At 57.2% G+C, this 19,779-nt stretch carries 16 protein-coding genes; 8 read left to right on the forward strand and 8 right to left on the reverse strand.

The window, feature by feature from the left end:
* The first annotated feature begins 8 nt into the window (after positions 1 to 8).
* The 3 genes from Q1M54_RS07260 to Q1M54_RS07270 are packed head-to-tail and all read left to right on the forward strand — an operon-like array spanning position 9 to position 5,800.
* Positions 9 to 1,943, forward strand: coding sequence for a glycosyltransferase (locus Q1M54_RS07260; protein ID WP_300555727.1), 1,935 nt, complete (start codon positions 9 to 11; stop codon positions 1,941 to 1,943).
* Complete coding sequence (locus Q1M54_RS07265; RefSeq protein WP_300555729.1) at positions 1,936 to 3,171, forward strand: ABC transporter substrate-binding protein; 1,236 nt, start codon at positions 1,936 to 1,938, stop codon at positions 3,169 to 3,171. Before Q1M54_RS07260 ends, Q1M54_RS07265 begins: the two co-directional genes overlap by 8 nt.
* Before the next feature lies 1 nt (position 3,172).
* Positions 3,173 to 5,800 (forward strand): EAL domain-containing protein, encoded by a 2,628-nt coding sequence (locus Q1M54_RS07270; RefSeq protein WP_300555731.1) that lies wholly within the window; start codon positions 3,173 to 3,175, stop codon positions 5,798 to 5,800.
* Between the two features lie 18 nt (positions 5,801 to 5,818).
* On the opposite strand, the gene Q1M54_RS07275 is transcribed toward Q1M54_RS07270, so the two are convergent.
* The 3 genes from Q1M54_RS07275 to paaZ are packed head-to-tail and all read right to left on the reverse strand — an operon-like array spanning position 5,819 to position 9,104.
* Positions 5,819 to 6,625: an alpha/beta fold hydrolase gene (locus tag Q1M54_RS07275; protein ID WP_300555733.1), complete on the reverse strand. Its 807-nt coding sequence runs from the start codon at positions 6,623 to 6,625 to the stop codon at positions 5,819 to 5,821.
* A 3-nt stretch (positions 6,626 to 6,628) separates the two neighbouring features.
* Entirely contained in the window at positions 6,629 to 7,033 is a 405-nt protein-coding gene (locus Q1M54_RS07280; protein ID WP_300555735.1) for a YkgJ family cysteine cluster protein, read from the reverse strand.
* Between the two features lie 25 nt (positions 7,034 to 7,058).
* On the reverse strand, positions 7,059 to 9,104 hold the full coding sequence (paaZ, locus tag Q1M54_RS07285; protein WP_300555737.1) for a phenylacetic acid degradation bifunctional protein PaaZ: 2,046 nt from the start codon (positions 9,102 to 9,104) through the stop codon (positions 7,059 to 7,061).
* A 208-nt stretch (positions 9,105 to 9,312) separates the two neighbouring features.
* Between paaZ and Q1M54_RS07290 the strand changes: the two genes are divergently transcribed.
* Genes Q1M54_RS07290 through maiA form a run of 4 tightly spaced genes read left to right on the forward strand, consistent with a single transcriptional unit; the run spans position 9,313 to position 12,942 of the window.
* The gene (locus tag Q1M54_RS07290) at positions 9,313 to 10,527 is read left to right on the forward strand and encodes a 3-hydroxybenzoate 6-monooxygenase (RefSeq protein WP_300555739.1); all 1,215 of its coding nucleotides are present in this window, start codon (positions 9,313 to 9,315) and stop codon (positions 10,525 to 10,527) included.
* A 14-nt stretch (positions 10,528 to 10,541) separates the two neighbouring features.
* Positions 10,542 to 11,579, forward strand: coding sequence for a cupin domain-containing protein (locus Q1M54_RS07295; RefSeq protein ID WP_300555741.1), 1,038 nt, complete (start codon positions 10,542 to 10,544; stop codon positions 11,577 to 11,579).
* Between the two features lie 18 nt (positions 11,580 to 11,597).
* Positions 11,598 to 12,299, forward strand: a complete 702-nt coding sequence (locus Q1M54_RS07300; RefSeq protein ID WP_300555743.1) for a fumarylacetoacetate hydrolase family protein — start codon at positions 11,598 to 11,600, stop codon at positions 12,297 to 12,299.
* Positions 12,300 to 12,303: 4 nt separating this feature from the next.
* Positions 12,304 to 12,942, forward strand: a complete 639-nt coding sequence (maiA, locus tag Q1M54_RS07305; RefSeq protein WP_300555745.1) for a maleylacetoacetate isomerase — start codon at positions 12,304 to 12,306, stop codon at positions 12,940 to 12,942.
* 43 nt (positions 12,943 to 12,985) lie between these two features.
* Here maiA and Q1M54_RS07310 read toward each other — a convergent pair whose 3' ends face one another.
* The 5 genes from Q1M54_RS07310 to Q1M54_RS07330 all read right to left on the reverse strand — a co-directional run bounded on the left by Q1M54_RS07310 (position 12,986) and on the right by Q1M54_RS07330 (position 17,960).
* A complete protein-coding gene (locus Q1M54_RS07310) occupies positions 12,986 to 13,804 on the reverse strand; it encodes a M48 family metallopeptidase (protein WP_300555747.1) in 819 nt (272 codons plus the stop codon).
* A 38-nt stretch (positions 13,805 to 13,842) separates the two neighbouring features.
* Complete coding sequence (locus Q1M54_RS16400) at positions 13,843 to 14,241, reverse strand: high-potential iron-sulfur protein (RefSeq protein ID WP_366146252.1); 399 nt, start codon at positions 14,239 to 14,241, stop codon at positions 13,843 to 13,845.
* A gap of 367 nt (positions 14,242 to 14,608) precedes the next feature.
* Positions 14,609 to 15,019, reverse strand: a complete 411-nt coding sequence (locus Q1M54_RS07320; RefSeq protein ID WP_300555748.1) for a hypothetical protein — start codon at positions 15,017 to 15,019, stop codon at positions 14,609 to 14,611.
* 468 nt (positions 15,020 to 15,487) lie between these two features.
* Complete coding sequence (locus Q1M54_RS07325) at positions 15,488 to 16,492, reverse strand: aldo/keto reductase (RefSeq protein WP_300555750.1); 1,005 nt, start codon at positions 16,490 to 16,492, stop codon at positions 15,488 to 15,490.
* 64 nt (positions 16,493 to 16,556) lie between these two features.
* Positions 16,557 to 17,960 carry a Crp/Fnr family transcriptional regulator gene (locus Q1M54_RS07330; RefSeq protein WP_300555752.1) on the reverse strand — a complete coding sequence of 468 codons (1,404 nt, stop codon included), beginning with the start codon at positions 17,958 to 17,960 and terminating at the stop codon, positions 16,557 to 16,559.
* A 296-nt stretch (positions 17,961 to 18,256) separates the two neighbouring features.
* Here Q1M54_RS07330 and Q1M54_RS07335 point away from each other — a divergent pair.
* A partial coding sequence (locus Q1M54_RS07335; protein ID WP_300555754.1) for a hypothetical protein occupies positions 18,257 to 19,779 on the forward strand: 1,523 nt, incomplete at its 3' end.

Here is a 19,779-nt window from a genome sequence, read left to right on the forward strand (position 1 = left end):
TCTCCGCCATGGCCTACGTCCCGTTGTTGGTGGTCACGGTTTTCTTTTTGCTGGTGTGGGACAGCCAGCGAACCGACCTCAGGGTCAGGCAGATGGTGTGCCTGCTTCCCGTGCTGCTGTGTTTGCAGTATTTGGCCTGGCGCTTGTTCAGCACCGTGTGGCCTGATCAAGGCGACAGCGACTGGTCTCAGTCATGGATCTGGGGTGTCTGGGGCGTTGAAATTTTGGCCTTCATCGAGGTGGCGGTCTTCTTGTTGATCATGAGCCGAACCAACACCCGAAGCGCACAAGCCGACCAACACCGCATGCCCAGTCCCTTGCCCGAAGTCGACATTTTCATTCCGACCTACAACGAGCCACTGGACGTCCTGGAAAAAACCATTGTGGCTGCAGCCGCAGTGGACTACCCGCACAAAACCGTCTGGGTGCTGGACGATGGCAAGCGCGATTGGCTGCGCCAGTTTTGTGAAGAGACTGGCGTTCGCTACTTGACCCGAGCCGACAATTCGCACGCCAAGGCGGGCAACATGAACCATGCATTGGCCCATGCCCAAGGCCAGTTCATCGCTGTCTTTGACGCGGACTTTGTCCCCGCCAAAAACTTCATTCATCGCACTCTTGGGTTTTTCGAAGACCCGACTATTGGCATCGTTCAGACGCCCCAACACTTCTACAACCAAGACCCGATCCAAACCAACCTGGGCCTGATGCAGGCTTACCCGGACGAGCAACGCTTGTTTTTTGACCAAATGGCCGCTTCCCGCGATGCCTGGCAGGCGGCGTTTTGCTGCGGCTCGTGCAGCATCATGCGCCGCAAAGCGGTCGATGCCATCGGCGGTATTCCCACCCAGAGCATCACCGAAGACTTGCTCACCACCTTGGTCATGCTGCGCAAAGGCTACCAGACCATTTACCTGAATGAACGCCTGAGCATGGGGCTGGCGGCCGAATCGATCGAAGGCTTCTTCGTGCAGCGCGAGCGCTGGTGCCGTGGGGCCATTCAGTCCTTGTTTTTGCCAGCGGGCCCCTTGGGTCCCGGTCTGAGCGTCATGCAGCGCATCCTTTTTTTTCCCACCAGTTGGCTCACGCAGTACGCCGTTCGGCTGATGCTGATCGCCATTCCTCTGGCGTATCTGCTGTTGGGATGGTTGCCTTTTCACTTCACGGACTCGGCAGACATGGTGTTTTACCAACTGCCGGTTTTCTTGTCGTTTTTTCTGGCCATGCGCTGGCTGGTCGGCGGTCATTTTTCACCGCTGGTCTCTGGCCCCGTCGGCGTGTTTGCAAGTTTCAGATTGGGCCCAACCGTGCTGGCATCGCTGATCAAACCCTTTGGTCAACCGTTCAAAGTCACCCCCAAAGGCTCGGACGCCGTCCAAGGCCGTCAGGTGGACCTGTTCAGTCTGGGCATGATTTTGACGTGCATGGCCCTGACCTTGGTGGGCTTGCTGATGAACGTCGTGCCCGAGTTGGCGGTGGTGCCGCACGACGAGTTTTTCCCCATTGCCATGTTCTGGTCCATGCTGAACGTGGTGACTTTGGGATTGGCCGCTTTGCTTTGTTTTGAAGGCCCACGTTTGCGCAAGGAAGAGCGCTTCTGGATGGCCGAACCGGCCACCGTCCACGATGGCGAAACCAGCATCCCGGTTGAGCTCATCGATGCCAGCGTCGGTGGTTGCAAATTGGCGCTGCCTGAGACGGCCAATGGCCTTTTCAAAAAAGACAAAACCAGCTTGACAGTGCAAGGCGTTGGACGCGTGACGATACAACCCGTGCGGCAACACCACGGCCAGCTGGCAGCCACTTTTGAATACAGCAGCCAGGCGCAGCGCCACGCCATGATCTGCAAACTTTTTTCGGGGCGTTACAGCACAGTGGCCCCCACGAGCAGTTCAACCCGTCTGTTGATGTCGTCTTTATGGGAGAAAACGTTCCATGGGTAAAACCCTCTTGATGCCTTTGAATACCGCCCGCAGGGGGCTGCATTGCAAAGTCCAAGTCCTTGCAGCCTTCGTCTGTACTTGTGCCGCACAGACCTGGGCACAAACCCCAGCCCAGCCCCAAAAACCGCCCGTGTGGATCGGGTTTGATGACGCCTACAGCCTCAAAACCAACACCTCCGCGATGGCCATCGAATGGGGCATCAAAGCCGCGCTGGAAAAAATCAACGCCAATGGCGGCGTGCTCAATGGACGCCCACTGAAACTGATGACCACCGACAACAAAGGCATCTCAGCCATGGGCAAAGACAATTTTGTCCGATTGGCGACTGCCCAAGATATGGTGGCCGTCTTGACGGGTAAATTCAGTCCCATCAGCGTAGAGATGCTGCCCGAGGCACACCGACTGAAGGTCCCCTTGATCAGCGTCTGGGGTTCAGCAGATCCCATCACCGATCACGACCACAAACCGTCCTACTCGTTTAGGGTCTCACTCAAGGACGAGTGGGGCGTCGAAGCGATGATGAATCGACTCTCCTCGAAATACAGGGTTCGGCAAGCTTGTGCCATCTTGCCCAACACGGCCTGGGGTCGTTCAGCAGAAAAAGTGATTTTAGAAAAATCTGGGAAAGACACGGCCCAATTTCCAGTGGTGCGTTGGTATAACTGGGGTGACCCATCGCTCAAGGATCAGTACCGTGCCTGCCTGGAATCACGCACCCAAGGCCTGCTGTTTGTCGGCAATGAAAAGGAAGGCGCCATGTTGGTCAAAGAAATCGCCGCACAGGACCCGCCCATGCGCATGCCCGTGGTGGCCCATTGGGGCGCTGTGGGGGGCACCTTGCACGAGTTGGTCACTGAAGAACTGCCCAAGGTGCGCATCGATTTCATCCAGACCTTCACCTTCATCAACAACCAGCGCCCTCGTGCCGTTTACCTCGCCGATTGGATTATGAAAAACCATGGCCTGAAAAGCACACAAGACATTCCCAGCCCCGTTGGCGCCGCACATGGTTATGACACGGTCCATCTTCTGGCCAAGGCCATTGACACCGCAAAAACCACATCGCCCCACAAAATAAGAGATGCCTTGGAAAAATTGCCCGCATTCCATGGCGCCGTCCGGCACTACAACAAGCCCTTCACCCCACATCGGCACGATGCCTTGGACAAATCGCAAGTTCTGTTTGTCAAATTGACACCCTCAGGTCACCTGATACCGCAAGACTGACATGGGACGATTGAAATCGCTCAAAGCACAGATCAGACATGATGTTTTCAGGCTCTTTGGAGCCTACGTCTTAGGGGTGACATCGCTGTGCATGCTGTTGGCCCTGTACGGTATTTTTTTCTATCAGCAAGAAGAGTTCAAACATTACAAGGCGCTGATTGCCACGCGTCTCAGCTCCGAAATCAGCTACTCCTTCCGCCAGGCCAATGACTTGGCCCATTCGACAGAGGTCTGGACCGGACTGACGGACTCGGAGGGACGGGGAACGTATCTCCTGCCACTTCTGGAAAAAGCCAATCAAAGCAAATTTCACCAGTTTGAACTGCTGGATTACCTCGGCCGATTTTTCATCCAGAGCGGTAGTTCAGCGAGTTGGTTTAAGGATGTCCCGGACAACATCACAAAAACCATCGGGGACAGCCAGACCCACCTGGATCTGATCACCATCGAACAATCTAAGTATCTGTCAGCCAGCGTGCCTGTCACGCCCAATTTCACAGACAGCACCATCGGCATCATTTGGCTTCAACTTGATCTGGGCCAGGTCATGACCATGCTGAATTTCCCAAAAGATCTGAAAGTCAATTACAGCCTGACCCCATTTTTAGACTCTGCGTCGGATCTTTCCAAACACAGTGAAGCCTTCAAATTTGAATGGGACTACGCTGGAAAAAACCACACCCTTCATATTCAACTCCAACAAAGCTATTTGTCCGCATTTCTGTTTGTGATGACGGGTTTGACAGTTTCATTGCTCTGTGGCGGCTTGCTGTTCCTGGGTCTGAGACGCTGGACCCGACTTTTTTCAGAACGCACCACGCGCCGACTGGATGATCTGGTGCAACTGGCCTCTGACACAGTGCAGGGTCGCGGTGATGAGGCATTCAGTGACAACACCGGAGATGAAATTGCCAAGGTGTCCAACGTCTTGCAAAGCATGCTGCGAAATCAACGACGGGCCACCCAAAGGCAAGCGATTTTCTCCAGGGTCTTCGAGACTGCGGCCGAAGCCATTTTGATCACAAACAAGCAAGGTTTGGTCGTGGATGTGAACGCCGCATTGACAGACATGACGGGCTACACCAAAGAAGAGCTCCTGCACCAACCTGCCGGACGGCTCTACATCCAAGACCACAAGGGCGTTGACTTGTCGGTCATTGCCGATGCTGTCCGCCGTCTGGGTGTTTGGCGAGGCGAAACCTATTTTTTAAGCAAACAACACACCCAGTTGCCTGTGTTGCTGTCGGTGTCCACCTTGCTGGATTCCCAAGGCGTGAATCAAGGCCATGTTTCCGTTTTTTCGGATATCAGGGCGATTCGTGAAGCAGAAAAAAAACTTCAAGACCTTCTGCAAGAAGATTTTTTGACAGGGCTGCCCAACTACAGGCGATTTTTGGAGTACACCCAGAAAAAAGTGGATGGCACTCGCTTTGCGATCTTGTTCATTGACCTGGACAATTTCAAAAACATCAACGACACCTTTGGTCACGATCAAGGCGATGAAGTCATTCGGCAGATCGCGCAACATCTCAAGGCCATATTGCCCGATGGCAATTTCTTGTGCCGACGCTCAGGGGACGAATTCATTGCTGTGCTGGATGTCGATGAACCGATCGCTGATTTCAAGAACAAATTGAAACTGATTTTCAAGCCTGCAGTTTTCACTGTCCATCACTTCGATACCGTGCAGGTCACAGCCACCTTCAGCGCTGGGGCTGCTTTGTTTCCCGATCACTCGGAATCGATCAACCAGCTGCTCATTTATGCAGACACCGCTTTGCTGAGCGCCAAGGAAGCCGGTCGCAATCAGATCCAGTGGCTCAATGTCCAGATGATGGCGGCCACCACCCGAAAAAACAAAGTCGACAGCAAGCTGACTGCGGCCATTCGGGAAGGTCGAATCCAACCGCATTACCAACCCGAGGTGGATCTGCTGACCGGAAAAGTCATCGGATTTGAGGCCTTGGCACGGTGGCATGACGAAGAATTGGGCTGGATCAGCCCGGCAGAATTCATTCCATTGGCCGAGCAATCTGGCGCCATAGACCCTCTGACAGAGCACATGTTTACCCAAGTGGTCAAAGACAGCCACGCGATCCGCGCCCACTTTCCCAATGCAACGATCGCCTTGAATTCGTCCCCCCAGTTGATGTGTGGAAAGCGTCTTTTGACGATCCTTTCCAACTTAGCAGCAGAACTTGAAAACGGTTTGGATGGTTTTGTTCTGGAAGTGACTGAAACGAATTGCACCTTGAGCCAACAAGAACTGGTCGGTCAACTACAGGCCATCATGGGCTTGGGTGTGCGCATTGCCATCGATGATTTTGGCAAGTCTTATTCTTCTTTGTCGCGCCTTGCAAGCATGCCCATTCAAAAATTGAAAATTGACATGTCATTCATCGCCGGTATGGAGCGGGAAGAAAACATCAAAATCATTTCAGGGATTCTGGCCTTGGCGCAATCGCTGGGGCTTGAGGTGACGGCTGAAGGCGTGGAAAACCGTTTTCAGCAAGACACCTTGATCAAGCTCGGTTGCCAACAAGCACAAGGCTACTTTTTTTCCAAGCCCTTGAAGCTTCAGGATCTGCTCGCACTGCCCACCCACCTAACGCCACAGACGGTCTCTTGACAGCGCCTTTGGATGCGCCTAAACATTCAGGTATTTGTCCAAGAAAGAGGTGGTTTTCAGTCTGGCCACCTGCGATGCCATCGCATCGAACTGTCGGCTGCCGGCATGATCAAAGCCATAGGCCGCATCGTAGCGCTCGATCTGAACCATCGGCCCTTTTTGACCCGGGCTGACCGCCCCGTGGGCGGCAAAGTGATCTCGCTGCACAGCCACAAATTCATCCATGGCTTCTTGCGTCATCCACGCGCCATTGGAAGGCAGATGAACCAGCACCGGGCAGAGCGGTCGCAACCCGCGCACCTCCGGGTTCGTCATCCCCCCGCCATAAAAAGAAGCGGCTGCAAAAATTTGCGGCATGGTGCACGCGGCTTGCCAAGCGAGCAAGCCGCCCCAGCAAAATCCCATGAGGCCCACTTTGCCCTGAGCCACCTGCCCTTGGGCCCAAGTCACCACGGTCTGGACGTCCAGCATGATGCGGCTTGAGTCTACCGGCTGCAAAGGTTTCACCAATTGCTCGCCCGAGAAACCCATCTGGTAGTGGTAACCATGACCCTGGCCTGCCCGGCCTCTGCCAAACAGCGATGGCGCCACCACCAGATAACCTCTGGCCGCATGCTCGCTGGCCAAGGCCCGAATGCGCTGGCTCAGCCCGGGCATGGGGTTGGATGGGGCCATGGAATGAACGCGGTTGGGCGATCTGGCATCCATCTCATGCAACAGAACCAAAGCACCTCGTGGGGGACTGGAGGGGTGCGCCACAAACGCACGGAAACGGTGCTGGTCTGGCGAAGTGAATTCGGCGTAATGACCTGTGTGTTTTGTCATCGATCAACGCGATTGCGCTTTGTTGCCGTAAGGGCAGTGGTTGGGGCGCGGCCCCACTTGCGGGTGCAAACGGCAGGTGTTGGGGCGCTTGTCGTACACCGTGCATCGGCGCGTCTTGGCATCGAGAAACTGGCAGTCACCACTGGCGCGACGCGCCAGACTGAAGATGCTGTTTTTGAAGTTGAAATGCTCTATGAGTCCGGCCTTGGTCAGACGCTTGGCGATCTGTTTGGGGTCTTCGTGCTCGGCCTCAAACGGGTCCACCATGCCCAACCGCACCAAGTCGGCCATCTTGACCTCGACCGGCATGGTGCAGCAGTTGGCCGCACAGGTGTCGCACAAACCGGCTTTGTAGCGGGTCCAGGTTTCGCAACGGTCAACGTCAACAACGGCAATGGGGGATCTCATGGCGGTGATTATCCCCGCATGCGCCTCAGCCCTTCTTGGCCACCAGCGTCAAGATGTCGTAGCTGGCCACGACTTCACCCAACTGGTTGGTCACTTCCACGTCCCAAGCCACCACGCCCTGCCCCACACCGTTGGCGTCTTTCTTTTGGCGGTCGATCTTGCGCTTGGCCGTCAGGCGCGCCTGGATGGTGTCGCCAATGCCCACGGGCTTGACGAAGCGCAGGGTGTCCAAGCCGTAGTTGGCCAGCACCGGGCCAGGCGCGGGCGATACAAACAGGCCCGCAGCGGCCGACAATACAAAGTAGCCGTGCGCAATGCGCTTGCCAAACGGCGAGTCCCTGGCGGCGATCTCGTCGAAGTGCATGTAGAAATAGTCGCCGGACAGACCGCCAAAGGCCACGATGTCGGCCTCGCCCACCGTGCGGCGGTGGGTCAACAAACTCTCGCCAATTTGCAGCTCTTCAAAGTGGCGGCGGAAAGGGTGCACCTCGGTCTCGATCAATTTGGCGCCGCGCATGTATTCGCCCGTGACGGCGGCGATCATGGTGGGCGAGCCTTGCAGCGCGGTGCGCTGCATCAGGTGCTTGACGGCGCGGATGCCGCCGAGTTCTTCACCGCCCCCCGCGCGGCCGGGGCCACCGTGCTTGAGCGGCGGCAGCGGCGAGCCGTGGCCCGTGGATTCGACCGCGGCTTCGCGGTCCAGGATGTGCAGGCGGCCATGCAATGCGGCGGCCACCGGGATCATGCGGGCTGCGATTTGCGGGTCTTTGGTGACCAGCGTGCCCACCAAGCTGCCCTGGCCGCGCGCGGCCAGCTGCAGGGCTTCGTCGATGCCGTCGTAAGGCATGAGCGTGCTCACGGGGCCAAAGGCCTCCACATCGTGCACGCTGTCGGTGTGCAAAGGCTTTTGGCACAGGAGCAGCGTGGGCTGGAAGAAGGCACCGCCTTCAACGCCCTGCCCCACCGGCTGGAAATCGTCCCCACCACCAAACACCAGTTCGGCGCTTTGGCGCAGCAGGGCCACGCGCTCGGCCACATCGGCTTGTTGCGCATGCGAGGCCAGTGCCCCCATCTTCACGCCCTCGACAGACGGATCACCCACCACCACTTTGGCCAGACGGGCCTTGAGCTTTTCAGCGACAGCGTCCAAGTGCTGGCGCGGCACGATGGCGCGGCGAATCGCAGTGCATTTTTGGCCCGCTTTCACAGTCATCTCGCGGGCGACTTCCTTCACGAACAGGTCGAACTCTTCGTCATCGGGCGAGACATCGGGGGCGAGGATGGCGCAGTTGAGCGAGTCGGCTTCGGCGTTGAAGGGGATGCTGTGCTTGACCACATTGGGGTGCACACGCAGCATGGCGGCGGTGTCGGCCGAGCCGGTAAACGTCACCACGTCCTGGCCGTTCAGGCGGTCGAGCAGGTCACCGGTCGAGCCAATCACCAGCTGCAAAGCACCCGCAGGCAAGATGCCCGATTGCTCCACAAGACGTACCATGGCTTCGGTCAGGTAGCTGGTGGACGAAGCGGGTTTGCCGATGCAGGGCATTCCCGCCAAAAAGCTGGGCGCAAACTTTTCCAAGAGGCCCCAGATGGGGAAGTTGAAGGCGTTGATGTGCACCGCGATGCCGCCGCGCGGCACCAGAATGTGCGTGCCCGCAAAGCCGCCTTTTTTGCCCAAAGGGAATGCCGGTCCTTCGTGGATCAGATTGCCACTGGGCAGCTCGTTGCTGCCCATGCCCGAATACGCGAACAGCGTGCCTGCGCCGCCTTCGATGTCCACCCAGCTGTCGGCACGCGTGGCACCGGTGTGGGACGAGATGGCGTAAAGCTGTTCTTTGTGTTCGCCCAAATATTTGGCCAAAGCCTTGAGGCGCTGGGCGCGTTCTTGAAAGTCCAGCTTGAGCAAATTGGGCAGTCCCACGGTACGTGCATGGTGCACCGCGTCGCCAAAGTCAATCGTTTCGGCATGGGTTTGGTAGAAGGTGGCACCAGTAATGGCGCTGCGCAGAGCTTGCGCCCCTTGCTGGCCGATCCACTGGCCACCGATGAAACTTTGCAGGACTTGGGACATGGGTCAACGCTTTCTGAGAAGTTCAAACCCGGTCTGCTTGAATTAACCAACCGGGCGGTCGGATAATTCTAGTCGGTTTGACTGCCGGTGATCTGTCCAATTCACCCTCGAGTTTTCACGCGACAGAAAGCGACCTGACACGATTTGCATAATTAATATGCATGCATATAATCTCGTCACTTTTTCAACTTCATTGGCTGGAACTCCCATGAGCACTGCACCCACTCAACTTCCCGTCCTGGTCGCAGGTGGCGGCATTGGCGGCTTGGCCGCAGCCCTCGCCCTGGTGCGCCAAGGCTTTCAGGTCACGGTGCTGGAGCAAGCCCCCGAAATCGGCGAGATTGGCGCGGGCATCCAAATTGGCCCCAACGGGTTTCATGCGTTTGACGCTTTGGGCGTGGGTGACAAAGCCCGCAGCCGCGCCGTGTACACCGACTTCATGGTGATGCACGACGCGATCGACGAGTACCAAGTGGGCAAGATCCCCACCGACGAGAAATTCCGCCAGCGTTTTGGCAATCCCTATGCCGTGATCCACCGCGCCGATGTGCATTTGTCATTGCTCGAAGCCGCGCAAGAAACAGGGCAAGTGCAATTTCACACCAGCACCCGCGTGGTGCGCATCGAGCAAGACGACAACAGCGTGACCGTGTGGGACCAAAACGGCCAAGCCTTCAAGGGCTGCGCCCTGATCGGGGCCGACGGCGTCAAATCGGTGGTGCGCGAGCAGTTTGTGGGCGACCCGGCCCGCGTCACGGGCCATGTGGTGTACCGCGCCGTGGTCGAGAAAAAAGACTTTCCGCAAGACCTGCAGTGGAACGCCGCCGCCATTTGGGTCGGCCCCAACTGCCACCTGGTGCACTACCCCCTGCGCGGCGGTGAGCAATACAACGTGGTGGTGACCTTTCACAGCCGCGAGCAAGAGGAATGGGGCGTCAAAGACGGCAGCAAGGAAGAAGTGCAAAGCTACTTTCAAGGCATCAGCCCCAAGGCGCGCCAATTGATTGACCTGCCCAAGACCTGGAAGCGCTGGGCCACCGCCGACCGCGAGCCGATTGGCCAGTGGACCTATGGCCGCGTGACCTTGCTGGGCGACGCAGCGCACCCCACCACGCAATACATGGCCCAAGGCGCCTGCATGGCCATGGAAGACGCCGTCACTTTGGGCGAAGCGCTGCGCACACACGGCAACGACTGGCCCCAAGCGCTGGACATGTACCAACGCGCCCGCGTGGCCCGCACCGCACGCATCGTGCTGTCGAGCCGCGAGATGGGCCGCATCTATCACGCCAAGGGCGTCGAGCGCCTGGTGCGCAATGACCTGTGGCGCGGCCGCAGCCCCGAGCGCTTTTATGATGCGATGGAATGGCTCTATGGCTGGAACGTGGGCAACTGCCTCGACGCAGCAAAACACAACGCATAAAAAGGAGACACTCCATGAACGACCTCGGCCGAATCGAAGACCTTCCACCAGACTATGTGCAAGACCTGCGCAACGTGAACTTGGTGCCGCTGTGGCCCAGCCTGCGCGGCGTGCTGCCACCCAAGGTGCCCACGCGCCAGACCCAGCCGACTTGCTGGGCTTACAAAGACATCAAGCCGCTGCTGCTCAAGGCGGGCGAGCTGACCCCGATTGAAAAAGCCGAGCGCCGCGTGCTGGTGCTGGCCAACCCCGGCCACGGCCTCGACAAAATGCAGGCCAGCGCCGCCATGTACTTGGGCATGCAACTGCTCATGCCCGGCGAATGGGCCCCCAGCCACCGCCACACCCCCAATGCGGTGCGCATGGTCGTAGAAGGCGAAGGCGCCTGGACCACGGTGGACGGCGCAAAATGCCCCATGAGCCGAGGCGATTTGATCCTGACGCCCACGGGCCTGTGGCACGAACACGGCCACGACGGCACCGAGCCTGTGATCTGGCTGGATGTGCTGGACTTGCCCCTGGTCTATTACATGGAGGCCAGTTACCACATCAACGGCGACCGGCAGACCGTGGTGCCCGGCCAAGGCGACAAACAATACGCCCGTGGCGGCGTGGTGCCCTCACATGTGTTTGAGCGCAGCAAGAAGGCTTACCCCATGCTGCGCTACGCTTGGAAAGACGCCAAAGCCGCGCTTGAATCGCTGGCCTCTGACGATGCCGGTTTGGAACAGGTGCAAGTGACTTACACCAACCCCGAAACGGGCGGCGATGCAGAAAACATCTTGGGCTTTTACGCCCTGATGCTGCGCCCCGGCCAGACCCTGCGCTTGCCCGCTCGCTCTCCCGCACAGGTGTTCCATGTGATTGAAGGCCAAGTGCAAGCACAGATCGTGGCCAGCACCTTCACACTGCTTGAGGCCGACACCTGCTGCGCGCCCGGCTACGAAGCTGTGACGCTGAAAAACCTGCAATCGGACAAGCCCGCCTTTCTCTTCATTGCCGATGAATCGCCCCTGCACCGCAAGCTGGGTGTGTACGAAAACCGCGGTTGATTTTTTACTCTCCACAACATGACCACTTACCTCTTTACCCCTCCCGCCGTTCCTTCTCTGCCCATCCGTGGCCAACAACAGCGTTTTGCCATCAACCGCATTTTTTGCGTGGGCCGCAACTACCATGCCCACGCCGTGGAGATGGGCCGCCCTGTCGACAAGAGCGTCGAGCAGGCGTTCTACTTCACCAAGTCGCCCCAGACCTTGGTCGAAAGCGGCACGACCGTCGACTACCCGCCCCGCACCAACAACTACCACTTCGAGATGGAACTGGTGCTGGCGATTGGCAAAGCAGGCTTTCGCGTGAGCGAAGCCAACGCGCACGAATTGGTCTATGGCTATGGCGCAGGCCTGGACATGACCCGGCGCGACCTGCAACTGGTGGCACGCGACAAGGGCCGCCCTTGGGACACGGGCAAAGACATCGAGCAAGGTTCGGTTTGCTCCGAGATCGTGCCCATGCCCGGCATGGTGATCGAGAACGGTGCGATTGCACTGGAAGTCAATGGGGTTACCAAGCAGTCGTCCAACGTGGACAAGCTGATCTGGAACATCCGTGAAATCATTGCCGACCTGTCCACCTATTACCACCTGCAACCTGGCGACCTGATCTACACCGGCACCCCCGAAGGCGTGGGCGCCGTGGTGAGTGGTGACAAAATCACTGGCCGCGTTGAAGGCGTGGCCGAACTTGCATTGACCATAGGCCCAGCGGAGTAAACCCATGAAACTCTACAGTTTTTTCAGAAGCGGCACCTCTCACCGCCTGCGCATTGCGCTGAACCTCAAAGGCGTGGCAACAGACTACGTGGCGGTGGACCTGCGTGTCGATGAACAGCAAGGCGAAGCCTTCAAGTCGGTCAACCCCCAGCAAATGGTGCCCGCGCTCGACACCGGTAAACAGGTGCTGATCCAATCGCCGGCCATCATCGAATGGCTGGAAGAAAAACACCCCACGCCCGCCCTGCTGCCTGCAGGCGCGGACGACCGCGCCCATGTGCGCGCGCTGGCGGCGATGGTGGGTTGTGACATCCACCCCCTCAACAACCGCCGCGTGTTGCAAACGCTGCGCAAACAATTCGGCGCCAAAGAAGAAGCCATCAACGCCTGGTGCGCCAGCTGGATCAGCTCTGGCTTTGACGCCTACGAAGCCTTGATCGCGACCGATTCACGACGTGGCCGCTTCAGCTTTGGCGACACCCCGACGCTGGCCGATGTGTACCTGGCCCCCCAGGTTGAAAGCGCTCGCCGCTTCAATGTGGACCTGACGAAATGGCCACACATCATGGCGGTGGAAAAAGCCTGCATGGAACTGGAAGCCTTTCAAAAAGCTGCGCCGGGACAGCAGCCTGACGCGGGCTGAGCGACACCCACAAAAGCAAGGGCCCTTCGGGGCCCTTGTGATGTCAGTCTCGACGCGCAGCTTTATACAAAGGCAAGACAGTCGGCAGCAATTCTTCGATTTGCTGCACGCGGCTGGCCTCTGTTGGGTGAGTGCTTAAAAATACAAGGGGGGTGCTTCCACTGTTGGCTTTGAGCATTTTCTGCCACAGCGTGACCCCTGCGCGCGGGTCATAACCAGCCCGCGCTGAGAGTTCCAGACCCATTCGATCGGCTTCATTCTCATCGGTCCGACTGAAGCGGGTTGCAACGAGAGACTGGTACAGGACTCCTGCAATGTCGGCAGAACCTTGGCCAAAGCCGAACAGTGCAGCGCCCAGTCCTATTGCAGATTGTGCAGCCAAGGCCTGCGAGACCTTTTCGCGTGAGTGTTCCCTCAATGCATGCGAAATTTCGTGCCCCATCACCACGGCTATTTCTTCATCGGTCAGATTCAGTTGCCGGATCAGGCCTGAGTAAAAAATGATTTTTCCACCCGGCATACAGAATGCATTGAGTTCACTGCTGTTGATCAAGTTGACTTCCCATTTCCAATCAGGCGCGTCGGGACGAAAAGTTTTTGTCTGGGGTTCAATTCTTTGGGCAATCGCACGAAGGCGCCGAAGCATCGAAGCATCGGTATTGAGGGTGCCTTTTGCAGCGGCTTCGGAAGTCAACTTGCTGTAACTTTGCGCTGCCATCTGTTCAAGCTGCTGGGACGAAACCAGAAGGAGCTGTTGACGGTCCGTGCCGACCGAGCCACCACTGGTGGTGGTTTGGCATCCACCGAATGTCAGCGCCGCAAGCAACAGCGAAAGGAGGGAAAGGCGGCGCAAATGAGTCATGGTGGTCTGATTGGCACTGATGACCATCTTTGAGTGGCTCAGGCCTTTTTGGCCCAAGACGTGCACCAGCCCTTGGCCGCCACATTCTTGCCGGCAAACAGAGGGCATCCACCGGCGACATCGCCTGCCTTGCCTTGGTACAAGGCGCAGTTGCTGCAAGCACTGCCAGACACGTGGTTTTTGAATTTCACCTTGTCCGCTTGGGTGGCGTCGTCCACATAGCCAAAAACCACGGCTTGGGCGTCGCCTTTTTCGACCATTGGAAGATTGGTGGTCATCTTTGATGGTGCTGGTGCGGCCGCGGGCGCCGGACTGGGATTGGGCGCAGTCGCTACCGGCGCACTCTGTGGTTCGACTTTGGGCGAGCAAGCGGCCAACAGTGCAAGACCGGCAAAGGGCGTGATTTCGATAAAGCGTCTGCGTGTTGGCGTTTTCATTTGGGGGTTCCTTGTCTGGAGGGGTTTGTCGTCAGGGTGCCAAAGTGCAATGGCCCGCCAACGGACTGACGCGATAACGTCAAGCGATCCACGAAGACATATTGCATGTGACAGTGGCTGCGTGTCGATGCGATGGTGCACACAGCTGACTGAAGTCATGGACGACAGCGAAGGCAGCCATCCAAGCCTTCTATGGCAGGCGCAAAACATCAGCCTCAGCCAAGGGATGTCCGCTACCGGCGGCCGATCAGATCGAGGTTAAAAAAGGTCGGATAAAACCCATGCTGACCACAGTGCCCAGGCTTGGCATTTGTGCAATGCGAGACATCAGGTCATGTCTCTATTCCCTCACACTTTTTCACAGACTTCAGCCCCTCATATCAATCAATTGGCTGGGCGTTTGAGCAGTGCCTGACTGGGCCGTGATCAGGCGATAAGGATGGTCGTGAAATTGCACCGCAAACGTACTTTGCCCCTGCAGCAAGGCCATGGCGCGCTGCACGGCTTGCACAGGATTGCCTGGGTGGATGGCGTCGATCAGGTGTGCGATGAGTTCGCCGTCACTGTTGGTCTCAAAGGGGTAACCGCGTTCTTGCAATTGAGCGCGCAAGGCGTGGTGGTTGTCCACATGCCCCTGGTGCAACACAGCGACGCGGGGCAGCGAGCCCGGGTGGCTGTTTGGGCCATGGCTGAACTGCGTGCGCGCCGGATCCAAAGGCATGAAATGCGGGAAAGGGGTCGGGGCGCGCAGAAATGTCATGGCGATCGGCAAGTTCATGGTTTTGCTCCGTGATGGTTTTCAACAGGGTGTGCTGGCATAAAACCCTTTTCTTTTTTGAAATTTCATCATCGCCGCAATTGGATGATCGTTCAGTGTTTCAGCGCACCTAAGGCTTGTTGGTTGAACAGATGCAGGGCAATGTATCTGGTCAAATTTCAATCGCCAGCTCTCCTATCCCGATGATGGTGGCCGTACCCATAGAAATTGGGAAGTTCAGACGCACATTTACCGACGGTGAAGTGTGAGTGACCGAATCGGTTTACCCAGAAGTCATGAACGAATTCCGGCGGGAGAGCCTTGACTTTGCGATTGACCCGACCCCGGAACGCGGGCTTGGCCGAGACCACAAAACCAGCACGCTCTTGGATGTAGAGATGGTGGTTGCTGTCCATCAGAGGCACCACAAGGCCACATTCCTGCTGTGATCGTCCGCTTCCAGCCTTAACCAGCCCCCCTTAACCAAAATCAGCCAAACACCTCGGTGTCCACCTCGCTGTTGGACTGCGCGTTGTAGCGGTCACCGGCCACGGTGCGCTGGTTGATCAGTGCCTCCAAACGCGCCATCAAACCCGCATCCAGCTTCACATCCACCGCAGCCAGGTCGTCCAGCAGGTGATCGACCGAAGTGGTGCCGGGGATCGGAATGATGTCTTCGCCCTTGTGCAGCAGCCAGGCCAGCGCCAGTTGTGCAGGGCTGCAGCCTGCTTCTTGGGCCAGCGCGTTATAGGCGGGCAAGAGCTTTTGGTTTGCGGCGTCATTGTCGGGCGCAAAGCGCGGCATGCTGCGGCGAATGTCTTTGGCGTCAAAGCCCGACACATCCAAAGCAGGGCCGCACAAAAACCCCCTGGCCACGGGGCTAAAAGCCACAAAGGCCACACCCAAGTCGCGGCAAGCCTGCAGCACCGCGATCTCGGGGTTGCGCGTCCACAGCGAATATTCGGTTTGCACAGCCGCAATCGGGTGCACCGCGTGCGCTTTGCGCAAGGTGCCCGCCGACACTTCGGACAATCCAATGGTCTGGATCTTGCCTTGGCGCACCAAATCACTTAAAGCGCCCACACTGTCTTCGATCGGCACTTTCTTGTCCCAACGGTGCAAGTAATACAGGTCGATCACATCGGTCTGCAAACGACGCAGCGCGTCTTCGCAGGTCTTTTTGATCGTCTCGGGGCGGCCGTCGATCACGCGCACCTTGCTGCCGTCGCTTTGCTCAACCCCTTGCATGCCGCATTTGCTGGCCAATGTGAACTTCTGCCGATGCGGCTTCATCACTTGGCCCACCAGGGTTTCGTTGGTGCCAAAGCCATACAAAGCGGCGGTGTCAAAAAAAGTCACGCCTTGGTCTAAGGCAGTGAGCAGCACGCGTTCGGCTTGCTGGGCCGAAACAGGTGCGCCATAAGCGTGGCTGAGGTTCATGCAGCCCAGGCCGATGGCGCTGACGTCGAAGGAGGCAATGGATCTTTTTTTCATGCCTCTATCTTAGACGCTCAGAGACCGCCAAGCATGCCAGCTGCACAAAGTCAGAACCGAGTCTTCAAGCCTTGAAAGCCCCCAATGCAGGCCTGGCCGCGGCACCGAACTGCCAAACCGAAACCTCCGGCACTCCGTGATGCACTGGGCTCTGTTGATCTGAACCCAAATCGATCAACACCATGCGGTTCTCCTCACCCGACTCGTCCGCCGTGGCATCAATGCGCAAGGTCATCGCCGCACGGTGTGCTGTCGCTGGCAAATTCACCACACAAAACCGGCGACATTGCCCACTCAACACCTCCCAATGAAACGCCATGAAAAGATTTCGCGACGCTTCATCCAAGAAGCCAAGGAAAGGCTTGTGTTGACATTGCGAACGCTGAATGTCGAGCATGATCGCCGCAGACAAGTTGGTTTGTGTCACCAGGGCCTGCGCGTTCAAAGTCACAAAGCCCACGGGTGCAAAGTCATAGACATCCACATACTTATGCAAATCCTGCTGTCCATCGTGCACCGGCTCCGAATCCATGTGCATGACGTATTGAGCGCCGTTGTAACGGGGTCGTTCAGACAACAGGCCCAAACGATGCGCATATTGCGCTGAATCGTCCTGTATACGCGCATAGCACTCACAAACCGATCGAAGCAGGCCTGAACGGTCTTGGATGGCAATTCTTCCACGGCTGTTTCGGATCCAGCCGGCAGACTGAAATTTTCCAGCCGCCTGTGTGACCGACTCTCGACGAACACCCAACATATTGGAAATGGTCTCGTGGGTCACCATCAACTCATGGCTGCCCAACCCGTCCGAGTTCCGAAGGATCCATTGGCTCAGTCGTTCGCTGACGGAATGGTGGCGACTGCACACAATGCTCTGGGCCATTTGCATCATCAAAGACTGCGCATAACTCATGGCCAACTGCTGCAGCTGATCGCCATCTCGCAATAAAGACATAAAGCGATCGGCCGACATGCGATAAGCCTGCCCTGCACACAGAACCTGAACACTGGTCGCCATAGACGTTGCACCCAAAACAAGCGGTACACCGACGAAGCCATTGCGGTCTGTCAACGCCACCTCGACCGTCTCGCCGTCCATGGTGCTGGACAACAAGGAGACGGTGCAAGTGGTGGGAAAGTAAACATGCTGCAATGCGCGACCGCCCTCATAAATGACCTGTCCGGCGCTCAGCTTGACCGCCTCCAAGCTGCCCTTTATGGCGTCATAGTTGTCCTCGGACAATGCCGCAAGAATAAGATTTCGACGGGAATTTCCATGCCAAATGTCATGCATGGGCAGGGATTGCGCATAGGGATTTTTGACCTCCTCATCCGGGTCGCCGATCAAGGCTTGCAGTTCGTTGTCGCTGACCAATCGGGATGTAAGAGTCTTGGCGTTATGCAATGAGTTCCACACGATTTGCTCCATTTCGAGAAGCCGCCGCAACCATTGCAGCAAGGCCATGGACTCATGCTCCAAGAATCATCGAAGCAAGTCGATTTATCCAACGGTTTGTTTGTGGTGCCCATACGGTCTATACACAAACGGGTAGTGGCAGAAGTCACGCCTTCAAACACCTCGATCGATACCTATCGTTGGAATAGGCCTACAGGTCAATCAAAACAAACATATTGATTGATGGCTTATCACCAGACGTTTCAGCACCATGGTTGGTCTGCAAATCAGAAGTTTGCAGCTCCCTCTTGGGAAGCAAATCAACACATGTCGGCCATGCAAATGGTTGGCTACTGGAGTTCACCATGGCTAAGAAAACCACTTCCTCGAAAAGTACTTTTCAGGATAAATTCAACGATGACAGCGGCAATACATCGAACACGCTTTACGGTCAAGTCAATGCATTGAGCAGTCAAGACAATGCCGCAAGCTTTTCTCAGAGCAGGGCCAGCCAGCAATTTGTGTCGACGGATACGGCAAGCCAGGAATCGTCTGCAAGCAGCCCTGTGCAATTGACAAGCACAGCACTGGCCGCCCCACTGCCCACACCCAACGTCAGCAAGGTTTACCAACACTGGGCCGATGGAGATGCTGCGCAGGGCACATCGGCAGAATGGAACAACAACATCTTGTCCGACAGCAAATCGAATTACTTCGAGGGTGAAGTCGTTCCCCACGTCTTTTATTACAAAGCCAGCAACAGTCAACCGCTGGTCAACGGTCAGAGCTACTCCTTCAATGTGACCTACAACTACTACCAGGCCAACACCAACGCCGGTGGATTTTTGTTCATGACCTCGCCCGATGTGGACCGCGACCCCAGCAACTTTGCGGGCGCCTCGACATCAATCGACGGCAGTTTTTCAAACGGCGGCGGCATGCAAGGTGACTTCCAGACGGTCAATGCCAACATCACCGGTGTGAGTGATGTTGCTTACATCACCCGAGGGGGTGGAACAATGGATGGCCAAGTCACCATCACCTTCACTTACACCGGATCCACCACACAAAACGGTGGTGCCGAAATCCAGTACGGCCTGATGATTGCCGCGCCCGGAGATGTGCCTGCCCAAGGCTTTGGACCGACTCTGGGTGCCACAGCCTGGAGCGGTGGCTCGCTCCAAACCACCGTGGACATCGGCGGCAAAGGGGCCACATCCATCCAGCTCATGCCCTCCGCCATCATCGATGGCGAAATAAGCGGCATGAAGTTCAATGACATGGACGGTAACGGCGCCCGGGATGCCGATGGCATCGACAATGTTGCAGGCACAGCAGACGACGAAGTCGGTATGGCCAGCTGGACCATCTTCCTAGACAAGGATGCCGATGGCGTGCTGGACGCTGGCGAGCGCTCCACCATCACAGATGCACAAGGCCGTTACAGCTTCTCGGTCACACCCGATGCCGATCCAACGGACCCTGATAACGACGCCTATGTGGTGCGAGAAGTCCAGCAAACGGGTTGGGTGCAAACCACACCCAACCCCCTTGGCATTGTGATCACTGCCATGTCCCCCAAATTCATGGATGTGGATTTTGGCAACCAGCAGCTGATGCCTGCGCTCAACATTGTCAAAGATGCCACAGTCCCTGGCGGTACCGCCAACGTGGCGGGTGAAGTCATCAGCTACACCATCACCGTACAAAACACCGGCAACCAGACCCTCACCGGTGTGGTCGTGTCCGATCCCTTCATCGGAGCCCCCACCCTGGTGATCGATGCCGCTTCTGAAGATGGCGAGCTGGATGTGGGTGAGACCTGGTCTTACACCGCCAGCCACGTGGTCACGCAAGCGGAGATCGACGCAGGTTCGCCCATCCTCAA

Source organism: Limnohabitans sp. Rim8, assembly GCF_943326455.1.
Taxonomy (GTDB): Bacteria; Pseudomonadota; Gammaproteobacteria; order Burkholderiales; family Burkholderiaceae_C; genus Limnohabitans_A.

Excerpts from the sequence above, each read along its gene's own strand:
- Q1M54_RS07290 (WP_300555739.1), top strand. The coding sequence starts at position 9,313 with ATGAGCACTGCACCCACTCAACTTCCCGTCCTGGTCGCAGGTGGCGGC.
- Q1M54_RS07325 (WP_300555750.1), bottom strand. The coding sequence starts at position 16,492 with ATGAAAAAAAGATCCATTGCCTCCTTCGACGTCAGCGCCATCGGCCTG.
- maiA (WP_300555745.1), top strand. The coding sequence starts at position 12,304 with ATGAAACTCTACAGTTTTTTCAGAAGCGGCACCTCTCACCGCCTGCGC.
- Q1M54_RS07260 (WP_300555727.1), top strand. The coding sequence starts at position 9 with ATGGCCTACGTCCCGTTGTTGGTGGTCACGGTTTTCTTTTTGCTGGTG.
- Q1M54_RS07300 (WP_300555743.1), top strand. The coding sequence starts at position 11,598 with ATGACCACTTACCTCTTTACCCCTCCCGCCGTTCCTTCTCTGCCCATC.
- Q1M54_RS07275 (WP_300555733.1), bottom strand. The coding sequence starts at position 6,625 with ATGACAAAACACACAGGTCATTACGCCGAATTCACTTCGCCAGACCAG.
- Q1M54_RS07320 (WP_300555748.1), bottom strand. The coding sequence starts at position 15,019 with ATGAACTTGCCGATCGCCATGACATTTCTGCGCGCCCCGACCCCTTTC.
- Q1M54_RS07280 (WP_300555735.1), bottom strand. The coding sequence starts at position 7,033 with ATGAGATCCCCCATTGCCGTTGTTGACGTTGACCGTTGCGAAACCTGG.
- Q1M54_RS07310 (WP_300555747.1), bottom strand. The coding sequence starts at position 13,804 with ATGACTCATTTGCGCCGCCTTTCCCTCCTTTCGCTGTTGCTTGCGGCG.
- Q1M54_RS07295 (WP_300555741.1), top strand. The coding sequence starts at position 10,542 with ATGAACGACCTCGGCCGAATCGAAGACCTTCCACCAGACTATGTGCAA.
- Q1M54_RS16400 (WP_366146252.1), bottom strand. The coding sequence starts at position 14,241 with ATGAAAACGCCAACACGCAGACGCTTTATCGAAATCACGCCCTTTGCC.
- Q1M54_RS07265 (WP_300555729.1), top strand. The coding sequence starts at position 1,936 with ATGGGTAAAACCCTCTTGATGCCTTTGAATACCGCCCGCAGGGGGCTG.
- paaZ (WP_300555737.1), bottom strand. The coding sequence starts at position 9,104 with ATGTCCCAAGTCCTGCAAAGTTTCATCGGTGGCCAGTGGATCGGCCAG.
- Q1M54_RS07270 (WP_300555731.1), top strand. The coding sequence starts at position 3,173 with ATGGGACGATTGAAATCGCTCAAAGCACAGATCAGACATGATGTTTTC.
- Q1M54_RS07330 (WP_300555752.1), bottom strand. The coding sequence starts at position 17,960 with ATGGCCTTGCTGCAATGGTTGCGGCGGCTTCTCGAAATGGAGCAAATC.